General features: G+C 42.7%; 14 protein-coding genes. 7 read left to right on the top strand and 7 right to left on the bottom strand.

The window, feature by feature from the left end; translation table 11 throughout:
- Positions 1-83 precede the first annotated feature (83 nt).
- The 3 genes from ACHUGF_RS00930 to nadK all read right to left on the bottom strand — a co-directional run bounded on the left by ACHUGF_RS00930 (position 84) and on the right by nadK (position 5,941).
- Positions 84-2,888, bottom strand: a complete 2,805-nt coding sequence (locus ACHUGF_RS00930) for an FAD-binding and (Fe-S)-binding domain-containing protein (RefSeq protein ID WP_394128891.1) — start codon at positions 2,886-2,888, stop codon at positions 84-86.
- Positions 2,889-2,956: 68 nt separating this feature from the next.
- Complete coding sequence (locus ACHUGF_RS00925; RefSeq protein ID WP_394128890.1) at positions 2,957-4,609, bottom strand: L-lactate permease; 1,653 nt, start codon at positions 4,607-4,609, stop codon at positions 2,957-2,959.
- 453 nt (positions 4,610-5,062) lie between these two features.
- Positions 5,063-5,941 carry an NAD(+) kinase gene (gene nadK, locus ACHUGF_RS00920; protein ID WP_394129130.1) on the bottom strand — a complete coding sequence of 293 codons (879 nt, stop codon included), beginning with the start codon at positions 5,939-5,941 and terminating at the stop codon, positions 5,063-5,065.
- A gap of 157 nt (positions 5,942-6,098) precedes the next feature.
- Between nadK and grpE the strand changes: the two genes are divergently transcribed.
- A complete protein-coding gene (grpE, locus tag ACHUGF_RS00915; protein WP_394128889.1) occupies positions 6,099-6,713 on the top strand; it encodes a nucleotide exchange factor GrpE in 615 nt (204 codons plus the stop codon).
- A 189-nt stretch (positions 6,714-6,902) separates the two neighbouring features.
- On the opposite strand, the gene dxs is transcribed toward grpE, so the two are convergent.
- From dxs to xseB, 3 genes are read right to left on the bottom strand one after another with little or no spacing between them, the layout of a single operon-like run.
- Positions 6,903-8,777, bottom strand: a complete 1,875-nt coding sequence (gene dxs / locus ACHUGF_RS00910; protein WP_394128888.1) for a 1-deoxy-D-xylulose-5-phosphate synthase — start codon at positions 8,775-8,777, stop codon at positions 6,903-6,905.
- An 18-nt stretch (positions 8,778-8,795) separates the two neighbouring features.
- Complete coding sequence (gene ispA, locus ACHUGF_RS00905; RefSeq protein ID WP_394128887.1) at positions 8,796-9,704, bottom strand: (2E,6E)-farnesyl diphosphate synthase; 909 nt, start codon at positions 9,702-9,704, stop codon at positions 8,796-8,798.
- Between the two features lie 7 nt (positions 9,705-9,711).
- A complete protein-coding gene (xseB, locus tag ACHUGF_RS00900) occupies positions 9,712-9,948 on the bottom strand; it encodes an exodeoxyribonuclease VII small subunit (RefSeq protein WP_394128886.1) in 237 nt (78 codons plus the stop codon).
- A gap of 324 nt (positions 9,949-10,272) precedes the next feature.
- Between xseB and pomA the strand changes: the two genes are divergently transcribed.
- From pomA to thiI, 3 genes are all read left to right on the top strand, one after another.
- Positions 10,273-11,040, top strand: a complete 768-nt coding sequence (gene pomA / locus ACHUGF_RS00895) for a flagellar motor protein PomA (protein WP_394128885.1) — start codon at positions 10,273-10,275, stop codon at positions 11,038-11,040.
- Between the two features lie 3 nt (positions 11,041-11,043).
- Positions 11,044-11,973, top strand: coding sequence for a flagellar motor protein MotB (locus ACHUGF_RS00890; protein WP_394128884.1), 930 nt, complete (start codon positions 11,044-11,046; stop codon positions 11,971-11,973).
- 361 nt (positions 11,974-12,334) lie between these two features.
- Complete coding sequence (thiI, locus tag ACHUGF_RS00885) at positions 12,335-13,789, top strand: tRNA uracil 4-sulfurtransferase ThiI (protein WP_394128883.1); 1,455 nt, start codon at positions 12,335-12,337, stop codon at positions 13,787-13,789.
- Positions 13,790-14,068: 279 nt separating this feature from the next.
- Here thiI and ACHUGF_RS00880 read toward each other — a convergent pair whose 3' ends face one another.
- Entirely contained in the window at positions 14,069-14,302 is a 234-nt protein-coding gene (locus ACHUGF_RS00880) for a hypothetical protein (RefSeq protein WP_394128882.1), read from the bottom strand.
- Between the two features lie 179 nt (positions 14,303-14,481).
- Between ACHUGF_RS00880 and ACHUGF_RS00875 the strand changes: the two genes are divergently transcribed.
- Genes ACHUGF_RS00875 through ACHUGF_RS00865 form a run of 3 tightly spaced genes read left to right on the top strand, consistent with a single transcriptional unit; the run spans position 14,482 to position 16,511 of the window.
- Positions 14,482-15,393 carry a transcriptional regulator GcvA gene (locus ACHUGF_RS00875; RefSeq protein ID WP_394128881.1) on the top strand — a complete coding sequence of 304 codons (912 nt, stop codon included), beginning with the start codon at positions 14,482-14,484 and terminating at the stop codon, positions 15,391-15,393.
- A gap of 3 nt (positions 15,394-15,396) precedes the next feature.
- Positions 15,397-16,119, top strand: coding sequence for an alpha/beta fold hydrolase (locus tag ACHUGF_RS00870; RefSeq protein ID WP_394128880.1), 723 nt, complete (start codon positions 15,397-15,399; stop codon positions 16,117-16,119).
- 2 nt (positions 16,120-16,121) lie between these two features.
- Positions 16,122-16,511 carry a DUF423 domain-containing protein gene (locus tag ACHUGF_RS00865; protein WP_394129129.1) on the top strand — a complete coding sequence of 130 codons (390 nt, stop codon included), beginning with the start codon at positions 16,122-16,124 and terminating at the stop codon, positions 16,509-16,511.
- Positions 16,512-16,552 lie beyond the last annotated feature (41 nt).

Here is a 16,552-nt window from a genome sequence, read left to right as displayed (position 1 = left end):
CCTTGTATTTCACTCATTAAAAAAGGCATTGATGTATTCAATGCCTTTTTGGTTTTGTGCCATTAACACTTGCGTTTAGCCTATTAACGAGTGCACTCTTCGAGTAAATAGGCTAAGTGGCGATAAGAAATCCCACTGTGTTGGGTTAACCCCACTTCACACATACGGTTGGCGTAATAGCCTTCTTTAGTTTGAGTAGGAATGAGCTTTTTGATATTGCGTAATGCGCTGGCATTAATTTCAGGCTTATATAGCCCTTTTTCACCTGCATAACCACAACACGTTATTCCTGCTGGCAGTACTACTTGTTCGGCACAGGCATCAGCAATGGCTTGGAGTTTAGGCTCAAGCTTCATTTTTCTGGCACTACAGCCTTGATGTAAGGTGATATTGGCTTTCTTGGAAATGTTGATATTTGGCAAAATGTTATCATGCATAAATTCCACGAGATCAATCACATCCACTTTAGGGTTACCTGTTAGGGTGCGGTATGTACATGATAATGCATCCACAACCACTGGCACCTTACCACCATCTGTCATTTGGCTAACGGCTTCAATTAGCTCATCGCGTTTAGCATTGGCATTGTTGAAGTCACCTTTTGATTCCCACATCTGCCCACAACATAAATGACGTGTGTTATCTGGTGTCAACACATTGTAGCCCGCACGCTCCAATAGAGTGATCACAACCTCAGACAAAGAACGTTGATCTGGGTCTTTCGGAGTTGGACCAAAAGTTCTACCGCCACACGCAGGGAAGTAAACGATTGTTTCTTGTCCTGACTTGGCCGGAGAAGGTTTAGCGACTTTACCGCCTTTTGGAAAATCAGGATTCCAATAAGGCACTTCTTTACTCAGCATACGGCCAACACCCATTAGGCTGTTAGTCACCTTAGCACCGGTTATTTTGTGCACAACGCCTAAGGCATCAAAGCCTGAACTAATCACTTGATTGACTTTACCAAAATGATTGGCTTGAAAATCAAGTACTTTTTGCTCAGTTGAAGTGATGTAAGGTGTACGCAGTTTACGAACCAAGTCGCCCATGCTGTTATCAACAGGGCAGGCAATGGTGCATAACTGGCAAGCTGCACAGGTATCAATCACGTCATACTTTGAGTCTGCGCGCATTTTCTCTGCTGCAACACTGTCGCCTGACTGCTCTAGACGTTCTATTTCACGTAATGTAGCAATACGCTGACGTGGCGAGAAGTTGAGTGCCGATGTAGGGCAGGTTTTCTCACAAAAGCCACATTCGATACAACGGTCAACTAAGTCATCAACCACCGGACATGGCTTAATGTTCTTAACATGAATGTTGGCATCGTCATTGAGCAGGACACCAGGGTTCAATAAGCCTGTAGGATCAAATACCTGTTTGATTTGCTTCATTAAGGTATATGCATCGGTTCCCCATTCCATTTCAACAAACGGGGCAACAGCTCGGCCAGTACCATGCTCAGCTTTCATCGAACCGTCATACTTGTTGATCACCATTTCGGCTACATCTTCCATAAAGGCATGGAAACGATCGATATCCTCTTTACTCGAGAATGTTGGCGTGATGATAAAGTGGAAATTGCCCGCTAGGGCATGCCCATAAATCACACCTTCAGGATAGCCGTGTTTATGGAACAACTCGGTTAAGTCTGCTGCAGCTGGCGCAAGGTGAGGTAGCTCAAATGCCACATCTTCAATAATGACGGAAGTCCCTTTAGGGCGTTCACCGCCAATGATTGGAAATAATCCTGAGCGCATTGCCCAGTATTGACCATAAACAGCTGGATCGTCACTGAAGGCAATAGGCCGTTCAGTTTCAATATGTGCGATACTTTCAATAACGGTTTGAGTATTTCGCTCAAGCGTTTGTTTGTCATTTGCACGACACTCAATGAGCAAAATGGCAGCGCCTTCTTGTAAATTTGATAACCACTCAGGCATGCCAGGCTTACCCATAACGGCTTTTATTGATGCCCAGTCCAATAACTCTACCGCGGCAACGGCATCGGTATTTAATGGTGGTACGGCTTTCGCTGCATCTTCCATATTGAAAAATACAGCCATCGCTGAAGCTTTGAATCTAGCTTCGTCAACGGTGTTGTAGGTCACTTCATTGACAAAGGCTAACGTACCTTCTGAGCCCACAATCAAATGATTAATAATATCAAAAGGATCGCTGAAATCGACCAGCGCGTTGATGCTATATCCCGTGGTATTTTTGATGGCAAATTTCTTCTTAATACGTGCCGTCAATGTTGGATTATTTTGAGTCATCTTAGCGAGATCACTCAAAGCGGTTAATAGTTCTGCATGTGTTGCTGAAAAGCGTGCCTTAGATTGTTCACAACCCGTATCTAACTCAGTACCGTCTGCGAAAATGAGTTTGGCAGAATCGATGGTTTGATAAGTGTTTTGCGCGGTGCCACAACACATTCCTGAGGCGTTATTTGATACCATACCGCCAATTTTTGCACAGGCAAGGGTGGCAGGATCGGGGCCAATTTTTTTATCAAAGGGTTTTAATGCGGTATTGGCATCAGCACCGATGACTGCTGAGCCCAAGGTAACTTTACTGTGGTCATCACTAATGTCGATTTTTCTAAATCCATCATGGCCTAGCATTAGCAAAATACCTTCACCGATAGCTTGGCCAGACAAACTAGTGCCAGCAGCGCGATAAGTAATGGGCGCTTGATATTTGTTGGCGATCTCTAAGGTTGCTTTAACTTGTTCCGTATCATCGGCATGTATCACAATTTCAGGTACGATGCGGAAATAACTGGCATCTGTTGACCATGCGAAACGGCGCACTGGGTCATTACTAACGGCATCTTTGCCTAATTTTAAAACTAGCTCATCCATGACAGCTTGATAATTAATACTCATAAACTGTACTCATATTTTTGACAGGTTAACGAGGCCAAAGCCTTGCTTTGGCCTAAATTAGGCAGGGATTAGAAACCACCCCAAATGAATGCTACTGTGCCGCCAATAAAGGCATAAGCAAGGGCGACTGGCATTGTTTTACGGATAATCTCTGATTCACGTCCAGCCATACCAACAACTGTCGCAGCCGCAACAACGTTCATTACACACATCATGTTACCGGCGTTAGCACCAATGCCCTGTAAACCAAGTACCAGTGCGTGGTTCATGCCGATATTATCTGCTACTGAATATTGTAGACCAGAGAACATCATATTGGAGAAGGTGGCAGAACCAGATAAGAATGCACCAAAGATACCTACCACAGGTGCAACCCAAGCCCATACTGCGCCCATACTACTCGCTAGCAAATCCGCAAGCGCGACTGGCATCGATGCGAGATTGGCACTATTTTCACCTGAGTTAAGGAAGATTTTAACCATTGGCACTGACGCGCCTAATGAAATAATAGTCGGTAACATGGATGAACAAGACGTTGTGAATGATTGTTTAATGGCATCGCTTTTCATTTTGAACAATACAAAGCCAATTAAACACACCACCACAAAGAAAATACCCGGAGCATAGAACGTCGCAAAGCTGGCACCTAAATCAGTACCAAGCAGGTTTGTCCAACTGATATTAAAGCTGGTTAAGAATGACTTGAATGGCTCGATGACGCGAGACAGTACCAATAATGCCGCCATAATTAAATATGGAGACCAAGCGGCGATTTGGCTAAATTTAGTATGCTGTTGAGTCGTTTGTTGCTGCGTATCACCTGTTGAGTCTGACTCTTCAAAATCATTCCAAGGCGTGTCTGGCAGTAGCCAGCCTTTTTTAGCAACTGGAATAACGATTGCCATACCGATCAGTGCGCCAATAACTGATGGAAACTCTGGGCCTGCGACATAGTTAATACACCATGCTGGAACAGTAAAGGCAAAACCAGAAAATAGGGCAAACTTCCACACCTGTAAGCCTTCTTTGAACGACTTATTCTTACCAAAGAAGCCAGTTAATATCATCACTAATGCCAGTGGAATGAGTGAACCGGTTATTAAGTCAATGGTGATCATATGCATTGCAATAAACTGCGCATAATCAGCAAAGTTACCACCATGTGCAGCCACTTGTTCAGCGGCCATATTTATCCCGCCTTCTGTTAAGCCTTGTTCCATACCGAACAGCACTGGCAGGCCAATGGCACCAAAAGACACTGATGTGGAATCAGCAATCAAGGCAACTACTGCCGCGGCAATTGGCGGCACACCAAGTAGCACAAGTAACGGTGCACCAATGGCAGCGGGTGTACCAAAACCTGCAGAACCTTCAATAAAGGAGCCAAATAGCCAACAAATGATGATGACTTGAACGCGAGCGTCACTGCTGATGTTGGTGAAGCCAGAGCGAATAGTGTCCATCGCACCGGAATATTTGAGTGTGTTAAGTAGGAAAACAGCACCGAAAATGATGGAAAGTGGGGTGATTGCCGACAATAGCCCCTCAACCACAGATGCGGCTAGGAAGGTTGTGTCCATTTGCCAAATAAAGATTGCGGCTAGTGCTGTAGCAACCATTGATATTGGCATGGCTCTCGACGCTGGCATGCGTAGAAAAACCAGGAACACCATCACACTAATGATGGGTGTTAAACTTGCGATTAATTGTAGAGTTGTCATGCTTGCCTCAATTTGAGAACGATAGAGTTAAGTCTTTTAATATTATTATTGGACTAAATTACTGCTTACTAAAAATGCGCGTCTAATAGACGCTATTTCATTTGTTAATTAATTGATCAAGATCATCTATTGCCGCAACACATGACCACAGCCTAATAAGTGAGAGCTAGGTCTAACTTATGCTAAACCGGCTGTGATTTTTGTCACAATTGTCAACTATCTATAAAGGAGTAGTTAAGGGTTTGTAATAACTAAAAGTTATTTTATTAAGCTCTTTTATACTATCTTTTTTCATTTGATTTAGATGTGAATTGGGTCACGAGAAATCGGTATGTATTACGTTAGGGGATGGCTAAAACCCTGATAGCACTTCTTATCTAATCACCGTTTAATCGGCTCACGATTAGTCTAACTTTGAGGGCGGAAGGGGAAGGAAGTATTAAAAAATAATCGTTAAAATAACTTCGAACCCCAGCCTAGTTTGTTACGTAGCACGTGGAAGTAATTATGACCTTTAGGGTGGATCAACCTTAGGCAATCAGTCGAGCGTCGTAATACGATTTCATCACCGGGTAAAACTGCTAAGTGAACATGACCATCACAGCTTACTTCAAGGTTTTCACCATTGTCAGGCGAAACAACTAATTTGATTGTACTACTTGCATCAACCACTATTGGGCGGCATGAAAGTGTGTGAGGGAACATAGGCACTAAAATCAGTGCTTGTAGGTTTGGGGTAAGTATTGCTCCGCCTGCAGAAAGTGAATAGGCAGTCGAACCAGTAGGTGTTGATACAATCATACCATCGGCGCGTTGGCTGTACATAAACTGTTCATCTATGTACACCTCAAACTGGATCATATGGGCAATTTTACCTGGGTGTAAAACGGCTTCATTGACAGCTGTGTTACTTGAAGTAATTTTGCCATGGCGATGCACTTCAGCTTCCAATAGGAATCTGTGCTCAGTTTCAAATTCGCCATCAAGTACATTAGATAAAGCATTTTCGAAGTTATCTGGTGGCAGATCAGTTAAAAAACCTAAATTGCCACGGTTGACACCGATTACAGCGATATCAAAGCGCGCCAGTACTCTTGCTGCACCCAGCATATTACCGTCGCCACCGACCACGATGGCTAGATCGCAACACTCGCCAAGTTCTAACAAGTCTACGGCTTTTATATCAGTACCAAGCTCAGCTGCGACACGTTCTTCAACAATGACAACGTAGCCTTGCATAGACAACCAATGATGTAACCGTTTCAAGGTTAAATTGGTGCCTTTGTGATGAGGTTTACCAATTAAACCTATGGTAGTAAACTTTTTGCTCATAAATTGATTAGTTCGGCCGACAGCCCTTGAAAGCACAAGATTGATCCCCATAATATACCCAAACTAGATATTTGTGTCAGTTTAGAGGTGAAAAACCGTTAAACGGGCGTCGATTTATACAGAATGTGAAAATAGAGCATTTTTAGCTGGAGTGAAAATGAGCAACGAGTCAAACAATGCCCCTGAAGAGCATGTGGAAGAAGTAGTGAATACCGAAGTTGAGTCTGGTGAGCAATCAGAAGCAAGCTTAATGGACGAGCTAACCCAAGCTAATTTCCGTATCGAAGAGTTAGAACAACAACTTGCAGAAACTCAGGCTGCATTAGCTGAGCGTAAAGATGTTGAGTTACGTGCGGCTGCAGAGACACAAAATATTCGTACTCGTTCAGCTCAAGAAGTAGAAAAAGCCCGTAAGTTTGCTTTAGAAAAATTTGCAAATGAGCTGCTACCTGTGATTGATAACATGGAGCGCGCACTGCAAGGTACATCGGCTGAAGATGAAGCAACTAAAGCCGTTCATGAAGGTGTTGAATTAACCCTTAAAGGTTTCTTATCTACCGTTGATAAATTTGGCGTTAAGCTGGTTGACCCGCAAGGTGAAGAGTTTAACCCAGATCACCACCAAGCCATTGGTATGCAGCCAAGCAATGAATTCCCTGCCAATACTGTGATGATGGTGATGCAAAAGGGCTACCTATTAAATGACCGTTTATTACGCCCTGCAATGGTAATGGTTTCTCAAGGTGGTGGTAGCGTTGATACTGAAGCATAATTATCATAGTTGAATTATGTTTAAAGGGCTGATGTTTCAGCCCTTTTTTGTGCTTTAAATTCTCATTTATTAAAGCTGTTCGAATAAATATTATGACAAATAAAAAGCCCTTGATAGTTAGCTATCAAGGGCTTTGTTGTTTCTAAGATACAAAAACTTCAGTGTTTTAGGGTTTAAGCAAAGTGAGGTTTACTCTGCTAAAAACTCAGAAACCTGTGCTGTAATGCCTTTAGCATCAAGTCTCAGCTCTGCAATAATTTCATCCGGTGCGCCGTGCTTGATAAACTCATCGGGTAAACCAATTTGCAAGCATGGCTTAACGATTTTGTGCTGCATCAATGCCTCAATGACACCGCTACCCGCGCCGCCCATGATGGCATTTTCTTCAACTGTCACTATTACATCGTGAGTGTTGGCTAGCTCGAGCAGTAAATCCATGTCTAACGGCTTCACAAACCGCATGTCGGCAACGGTAGCATCTAAGGTCTCTGCTGCAGCTAAGGTGGCAGCTAGCGTGGTACCAAAGTTTAGCATGGCAATACGCTTGCTTTCGCTTTGGCGCTTCAACAGACCTTTACCGATTGGTAGCAGAGTCATTTGTTCTACTTGCTCAGCACCAGTGGCAGAACCACGTGGGTAACGAACGGCACACGGTCCATCTTGGTATAAATGACCTGTGTGCAGCATTTGGCGACACTCATTTTCATCAGATGGCGCCATGATAACCATATTGGGAATACAGCGCATAAAGCTTAAATCAAATGCCCCCTGATGGGTTGGGCCATCAGCGCCAACAATACCGCCGCGGTCAATTGCGAATAACACCGGTAATTTCTGTAAGGCAACGTCGTGAATGAGCTGATCGTAGCCACGTTGTAAGAAGGTAGAATAAATAGCTACAACGGCATTTAGACCTTCAGTAGCAAAGCCTGCCGCTAAAGTGACAGCGTGTTGTTCAGCAATAGCCGCATCAAAATACTGCTTAGGGTATTTCTGTGAGAATTCGACCATACCTGAGCCTTCACGCATTGCTGGTGTGATGGCCATCAGTTGACTATCTTGGACTGCGGTATCGCATAACCATTTACCAAATACCTGTGAGAACGTTGGATCAGATGGTTTTGCAACTGGTTTTTTGAACTGGCTTGGGTCAAATTTGGGAACGGCATGCCAACCGATTGGATCTTTCTCTGCAGGTTCATAACCACGACCTTTCTTAGTCATGATATGTAAAAATTGTGGGCCGCTTAAGCTACGCATATTGCGTAACGTTTCAACCAATGCTTCCACATCATGGCCATCAATTGGGCCAATATAGTTAAAGCCCAGCTCCTCAAATAGAGTACCTGGCACCACCATGCCTTTTAAGTGTTCTTCGGTGCGCTTAGCGATTTCTTTAATGGCAGGCATGTCTTTTAACACGCGCTTTGAATTTTCTCGAATCGTGGTGTAAAAGCGACCAGACATCAGTTGAGCTAGATGGTTATTTAATGCACCCACATTTTCTGAGATTGACATCTCATTGTCATTTAAGACCACTAACATGTCATTGTGTAGATCGCCGGCATGGTTCATGGCTTCAAAAACCATACCGCCTGTCATCGCACCGTCGCCAATAACAGAGACCACTTTACGGCCTTTGTTTTCGCGCTCTGCGGCAACAGCCATGCCTAATGCGGCACTGACGGATGTGCCTGAGTGACCTACGCTGAAAGTGTCGTATTCACTTTCTTCACGCCAAGGGAAGGGATGCAACCCATTTTTCTGACGTATGGTGTGCATTCTGTCGCGGCGGCCCGTTAAAATTTTGTGCGGGTAAGCTTGATGGCCAACATCCCAGATCAAACGGTCAAATGGTGTGTTGTATACATAATGAAGTGCGACAGTGAGCTCAACCGTACCTAAGCCTGATGCAAAGTGGCCACTTGAGTTACCAACAGATTGTAATAAAAACTGACGTAACTCATCTGACAATTGCGGTAATTGGCTCTGCGGTATTTGTTTTAACTCTTCCGGTGTATTGGCTTTAGCAAGCACCGGGTATTGCGACATATCAAAACTCATTGGTGATAATCTGCTCTGTTATAGTCGACGCTCAATGATGTAGCGAGCGAAGTTAGCAATTAGTTGGCTATTGTAAGGTATATTAGCCAACGCTGATAGTGCATCGTTAATTAGTTGCTGAGCACAATCTTGTGCTCCTGGCAGTCCGAGCAGCTGAGGGAAAGTGCTTTTGTTTGAGTCCTGATCACTGCCCTGTGGCTTGCCTAGTTCTTCCGTACTGGATGTAATATCTAAAATATCATCCTGCACTTGGAACGCTAAGCCTAACGCCTTGGCATAATCAATCATGGATGCCGTTGTTTTGTCGTCTGCTTGAGCCGCAATTAATGCCAGTTCTACGGCGCAAATGATCAATGCACCCGTTTTTTTATTATGGAGTTCAGTTAGCCTGTCTAAATCAATACGGCAATTGGTAGCGCTAAGATCAATTGCTTGCCCACCACACATACCTCGATAGCCTGCTGCTTTAGCTAATGATTGCACCATGTTTAGTTGCTGCTGAGCAGTTAAATCTTGATGAGATTCAGTGATTAATTCAAAGGCCATAGATTGCAAAGCATCACCGGCTAAAATGGCCGTTGCCTCATCAAATGCAATATGTACAGTAGGCTGACCGCGACGTAATTCATCATCATCCATTGCCGGAAGGTCGTCATGAATTAACGAATACGCATGAATGCACTCAATTGCAGCCGCTGCATTATCAAGCGATGACAAAGATTTACCGAGCATTTGACCAATACTGTAAACCAGAAAGGGGCGAATTCTTTTGCCGCCGAGCAAAGCGCCATGTTTCATTGCGGCTTTGAGGGCTGGAGCTGCTTCATCTAGTTGATCGATTTTATCAGCCAGTACACCATTTACCCGCTGTTGAATCTGGGTAAGAGCGTCTGATAATTGAGGCGTTACTTGAGCTTTTGTGTTCATGAATGTGTTATTCAGCTGTCGTCGGCATTGGTTGTAATGACTCGGAATCCTCTTCCATTAAGATAGAGACCTTCTGCTGTGCTTGATCTAATTTGGTTTGACTTTGACGGACTAATTTAATTCCACGTTCAAATTGTTTAAGGGCGTCATCAAGAGAGACATCGCCTTGTTCTAGTTGATCAACAATTTGCTCAAGTTCAGAAATTGCTTGTTCGAAACTGAGGTTTTCAGGTTTTTTAGCCACTGTATTTGTTCCTATAGTTTTGCGAGTGACAAGGTATATCAGGCCGTCTTGTGGGTCAAATTAAGTCGATGGATATTTGCACAAGCACACGCTTTAGTGACCAAGTTTAGTAATAAACTGTAAATAAAGGCTAAACTTGAGACAACTATGACCGATAAGTAATTGTAATCGCTGTTTGTTAGCCTAAAATACTTATGTGTCTCATTTGGCCTGTAGAACACAATTTAAGCCAATTCTTGTGTGTTAGCCTAAGTTATTATATTACACGTGAGTACCAGTAAACACAGCAATACAATCAACAAGAAACATGATTAAGGAAATAATGTGGATTTAGCTACCCTAATCGGAATTATCGGTGCGTTTGGATTTGTGATTGGTTCAATGGCTTCTAGTGGGGGCGTGGGACTGTTCATTAACGTGCCTTCTTTGTTGATTGTGGTCATGGGGTCACTGTTTGTTGTATTGATGAAGTTCAATCTAAAACAGTTTCTCGGATCGGTTAAAATCGGTCTAAAAGCTTTCATGTTCAAAATTGATAAGCCGGAAGAGTTAATTGAGCAATCAGTTAGTATGGCTGATGCTGCCCGAAAAGGTGGTTTCCTAGCTTTGGAAGAAGCGCAAATTACCAACAGTTTTATGCAAAAAGCTGTCGATATGTTGGTAGATGGCCATGATGGCGAAGTGGTAAGAAATGCCCTTGAAAAAGATATATCACTCACTGAAGAACGCCACAAACTTGGGGTGAGCATTTTTAAAGCCTTGGGAGATGTTGCTCCCGCAATGGGTATGATTGGTACGCTGGTGGGCTTAGTTGCCATGCTGTCAAACATGGATGACCCAAAAACCATTGGTCCTGCGATGGCAGTGGCATTGTTGACGACCCTTTATGGCGCCATGATTGCGAATATGGTGGCAATCCCCATGGCCGATAAACTTGAGCTGCGAATGAAAGAGGAGCTGCTCAATCGCAATTTAATTATGGATGCTGTGCTCGCCATTCAAGACGGTCAGAACCCTCGTGTTATTGAAGGCTTCTTGAAAAACTACCTTGCTGAAAAAGCCCGTGTTATTGATACCACGGACGGGGAATAGCCCATGGCAAAAGCACAAAAATGTGATTGCCCACCACCAGGCGCACCGCTTTGGTTAGCAACCTTTGCGGACTTGATGTCGCTATTGATGTGCTTCTTTGTTCTCCTGTTAGCCTTTTCAGAAATGGATGTGCTCAAATTTAAGCAAATTGCAGGCTCAATGAAGTATGCATTTGGTGTACAAAATAAAGTTGAAGTCAAAGACATCCCCAAAGGGACATCTGTCATCGCACTGGAGTTTAGACCTGGTCGCCCTGATCCCACACCCATTGAGATTATTAATCAGCAGACTAATGAGATGACTCAGCAAACCATTGAGTATCAAGCTGGTGATGATGACAGTGCAGGTGGAGTACAGAAACAATCTGGTGAACAACGTGGTGGTAATGCATCCGCTACAGCGCAACAAGCAGCTCAATCAGCACAACAAAGTGCGGCATCTGAGCAAGATAATATCAATGAGCAAGTCAAGAAAATGGCTGAGCAATTGAATGAAGAAATTGTCGATGGCGCAATTGAAATTGAATCACTGGGTCAGCAAATCATTATTCGTATCAGAGAAAAAGGCGCGTTTGCTTCTGGCTCAGGCTTTTTACAGCCTAGATTCAAACCCATCGTGCGTTCAATTGGCGAGTTGTTGAAAGACGTACCAGGCATTATTACGGTTTCTGGTCATACCGATGGCGCGCATATTAATAATGAGCTTTATAGCTCTAATTGGGATTTATCGAGTCAACGAGCCGTAGCCGTCGCTCATGAAATGATGCTAGTGCGTGGCTTTGATGAAGCACGAATGAAAGTGGTGGGTGAGGCCTCTAACAAGCCATTGGTTGAGAATGACTCAGACGGGAATCGTGCTCGCAATAGACGTGTTGAGATCTCCATAGAGCAAGGCAAACCCATGGAATCTGATGAAATTACCATTGCACAGTAATCAGCCAAGTTAGCAACAACTCTTTAATCATTACAAGCACCTTTATGAGGTGCTTTTTGCTTTTTGATGGGAATTGATTTGGTAAAGTAGTTAATTTTGATATAATCACGCGATTATTTTGCTTGGTCTGTTTGGTTTGTCTGTTTTTTATGACTTTATGCCTTGATTCAAAAGGAATTTAGTCGCTTTTTTTATTTAATACTCAGTGTTGAAATGATAAAAGCAAAGCAGTGAAATCTGACTTGGAGCTCACACATAAACAGTGCCAAGCCGTGTTTAAACCTTAATGCACAATCTTAAAGCTTTCTTGTCAAAGAATGTTTGACTGGAAAGCTTTTATGCTTATGCCTGCGGATATCTAATGAAGTTTATCGTTAAGCTGTACCCAGAAATTATGATGAAAAGTAAATCGGTAAGAATGCGATTTACGAAAATACTCGAAACGAATATTCGAAATGTTTTGAAAAAGGTTGATGAAGACGCAAAAGTACAGCGTTTATATGACCGTATATTAGTCAAAGCGCCAAGTGATAAAGCTCATTTAGCTGATGCATTTGCAGAGCGTTTATCTTGTATTCCGGGTATTGCTCACGTTATTCAAGTCAGTGAGTCAGAATTTACTTCAATTGACGATATTTACCAGCAAGCACTCCCTAAATACCGTGATTTATTAGCGGGTAAAACCTTTTGTGTCAGGGTAAAGCGTAGTGGTAAACATGATTTTAATTCGATTGAAGTTGAGCGCTATGTTGGTGGCGGGTTAAATCAACATACTGAAGCGTCTGGCGTGCGTTTAAAAAATCCTGATATGACAGTCAATCTGGAAATAGACCAAGATAAATTGTACATGGTTGAGCGACGTATTCCTGGTTTAGGCGGCTTCCCAATGGCCACCCAAGAAGACGTATTATCGCTGATTTCTGGCGGTTTTGACTCTGGTGTATCAAGTTATCAGTTCATTAAAAAAGGTGCGCGTACCCACTATTGCTTCTTTAACTTAGGTGGTGCACAGCATGAGATTGGTGTGAAGCAGGTTGCATTCCATTTATGGAAAAAATATGGTGAATCTCATAAGGTTCGCTTTATTTCTGTGCCATTTGAGCCTGTTGTTGCTGAAATTCTTGAGAAAATTGATAACGGCCAAATGGGCGTGATTCTCAAGCGTGTAATGATGCGTACTGCGGCTAAAATTGCTGACAAATATGGTATTCAAGCTTTGGTTACAGGTGAAAGCTTAGGTCAAGTATCTAGCCAAACCTTAACTAACTTAAATGTGATTGACCGTTGTACTGATTTATTAATCATGCGTCCTCTGATCGCGATGGACAAGCAAGATATTATCAATCAGAGCCGTGAAATTGGTACTGAAGACTTTGCAAAATCTATCCCTGAATATTGTGGTGTGATTTCGCAAAAGCCTACCGTTAAGGCGGTGCTTTCAAAGATTGAAGCTGAAGAAACTAAATTTACTGAAGATATGATTGATAAAGTCGTTGAATCAGCCGTCGTTATGGACATTAGAGATATTGAAGCCGAAATGAATCAGCAAATTACAGAAACCGAAACGGTTAAAGACATCGCCAAAGGCGAGGTTGTTATTGATGTTCGAGCACCAGAAGAAGAAGAGCAATCACCGCTGGATATTGATGGTGTTGATGTTGAAGTGATTCCATTCTTTAAGCTGGCCACAAAATTTGCTGACTTAGATCAATCTAAAACTTACCTGCTATATTGTGACCGTGGTGTGATGAGTAAGCTTCAGGCGCTGTATTTGATTGAACAAGGCAATACTAACGTTAAAGTTTATCGACCATAAGCGCGTTTTGGTGACTATTAGCTCGAAAGTTTGATGTCTAATAGGCGATTAATTTTTAAGGCACTATTTTGATAGTGCCTTTTTTGTATTTGTGCTTCGAACGCAATATTAGCGTACTTAGTTATATGACCTTGCTTTTACAGTGTGGGGAATACTGAGCACAGAAAAGTGAGTGAACGTATACTGGGTGAAGACGATTGACAGTTAAATACTAAAAAAGCCGCAATAAATGCGGCTTTTTGTTGTGTTAACGAATTATATCGTTAATCTAAGCATTGCTTAGTCAGCAAGTGATAATTGAACAGTTTCAACTTCTTGCTTCGTTTCAGTTTTTAACTCTAGGTTAGTTGATGCTGTCGCTGCTTTTTGCATGTCTTCCATACCCTGAGTCAGCTCAGCGTTGATGCTGGCATGTAAGTCATCAAAATCTAGGGCTAATGTTTCGTTAGCTGAAGCGGTGAACGAGAGTGCGCTAGTAAGAGCAATTGCTAAAACAGTTTTTGTGTTAAACATATGGGTTGCCTCCGGGCAGATAACTTTTCATCTGTCGGACATTCCCTTTCACGTCGTAGAGACTGTCCAACCTCAAATTTCAATGGCTAAATTTTACGCAAACGCAGTGTTCTTTACAAACGACAAAAAATAACCATAATCATTAGAAAAACTAATTAAAAATTTTGAGATAGATCACTATGTCTAGACGATTACCACCGTTAAATGCAGTGAAAGCATTTGAAGCCGCAGCAAGACACCTAAGCTTTACAAGGGCTGCAGAAGAGCTTTTCGTGACACAAGCTGCTGTGAGTCATCAAATCAAAGCATTAGAAGATTTTTTAGGGCTTAAGCTCTTTAGACGTAAAAATAGATCATTATTGTTAACAGAAGAAGGTCAGAGCTATTTTCTTGACATAAAAGATATCTTTATTCAATTAGGTGAAGCAACTGACAGGCTACTGGCAAGAAGTGCTGTTGGCTCACTGACAGTAAGCATGTCTCCGAGCTTTGCTATTCAGTGGCTTGTGCCTCGTTTATCAAAATTTAGTGAGAAAAATCCTGACATTGATGTGCGTATCAAGGCGGTTGATAGTGATGAAGGTGCCTTAACCGATGATGTGGATGTTGCTATTTTTTATGGTCAGGGAAATTGGCCGGGGTTACGTGCTGATAAACTGCGTAACGAAGTGCTGATACCAGTATGTTCGCCATTATTACTCAATGGCCCTAAGCCATTGGCAGAGCCTAGAGACTTAAAACATCACACCTTATTACACGACTCTAGCCGCCATGATTGGCAAGCCTGGTTTCGGCAGTGTGACATTAGCGATATTAATGTTAACCAAGGGCCAATCTTTAGTCATTCATCATTAGTATTACAAGCAGCCGCCCATGGTCAGGGAATTGCTTTAGGTTACAGTGTATTAGCGAGGCCTGATATTAAAGCTGGTCGTCTTGTGTGTCCGTTTTCAGAAGTGCTGATGAGTAAGGATGCTTATTATTTAGTGTGTCAACATAGCCATTCAGAGTTAGGCAAAGTATCTGCATTTAGAGAGTGGATGGTCGATATGTTTGCAGAAGAGTCACGTAGTGACCTTTTGGCAGGATAAAGCATGAGTCAAAATAATAATATCTCAGGCGAAACGAATATCCCTACGCAAGATTTAGTGTCAGATTATCTTTTACAAGGCACTCCTTCAGACACCTTGATTGTGTTTGCCCATGGTGCTGGTGCCAATATGCACCATGAATTTATGGCGCAAATGGCGCAAAAATTAGTTGCAGCCCAATTCCAAGTACTGCGTTTTAACTTCTTATACATGCAAGCCAATATGGCAGATGGTAAACGTAGACCGCCTGATAGAGCGCCTAAGTTGCTGGCGCATTATGAGTCTGTGCTGGAAAAGATTGATTCGCTTAAGCAAGAAGGCAAAGTGCATTACCATCGTATTGTATTAGTCGGTAAATCCATGGGCGGGCGCATGTCTGCTATTTTGATGTCAGATGAACATCAAATTGAAAATGACGTTGCCAAGCTGGTGCAAAAAGAGGTGTCACATGTTATTTGCCTTGGATACCCATTTTTGCCACCGAAAGGCAAGGAGCCAAGGTTATCCCCATTAAACCAAAGCCAAATGCCAATTCTGATTCTTCAAGGTGAGCGTGACACGTTTGGCAATCGCGAACAATTGCCGCAATGGTCAATACGCCACGGCGTGGAAATTAAATGGATTGGAGATGGCGACCATAGTTTTAAACCGCGTAAAAAATCCGGCTTTGATTTTGAGGGCAATCTGGATGTCGCCGTTAACTATATAACAGAGTATTTAAATTAATGATGAATAAGAACATAATGTTAGTCGCTGCTGTTTCAGGTTTCATTGCTGTTGCATTGGGCGCATTTGGCTCCCATGGATTAAAGCATATTGCGCCACCTGAACTCATCAGTATTTTTAAGCTCGCAGTTGAATATCAGTTTTATCATACCTTTGCACTTGTTGCGCTAGCGCTCAGTTATGCACACATTCCTTCAAAGCAACTTATCTGGTCAGCATATAGCTTTGTGCTCGGTACCGTACTATTTTCGGGATCGCTATACTTGTACGTATTGACTGGTGTTAAATGGGTCGGTCCCATCACCCCGATTGGGGGCTGCTTACTATTATTAGGCTGGGGATTATTTGCCTTTGTATTGATCAGTAGCACTTTTAAAGAAAGTAGCGAATAGCCAAGAATGGACATAGTACCTCGGCAGGGTAATGCGTTATA

This window comes from Shewanella maritima (assembly GCF_043643735.1).
Taxonomy (GTDB): domain Bacteria; phylum Pseudomonadota; class Gammaproteobacteria; order Enterobacterales; family Shewanellaceae; genus Shewanella; species Shewanella maritima_A.
This window is presented reverse-complemented; position numbering and strand designations above follow the sequence as displayed.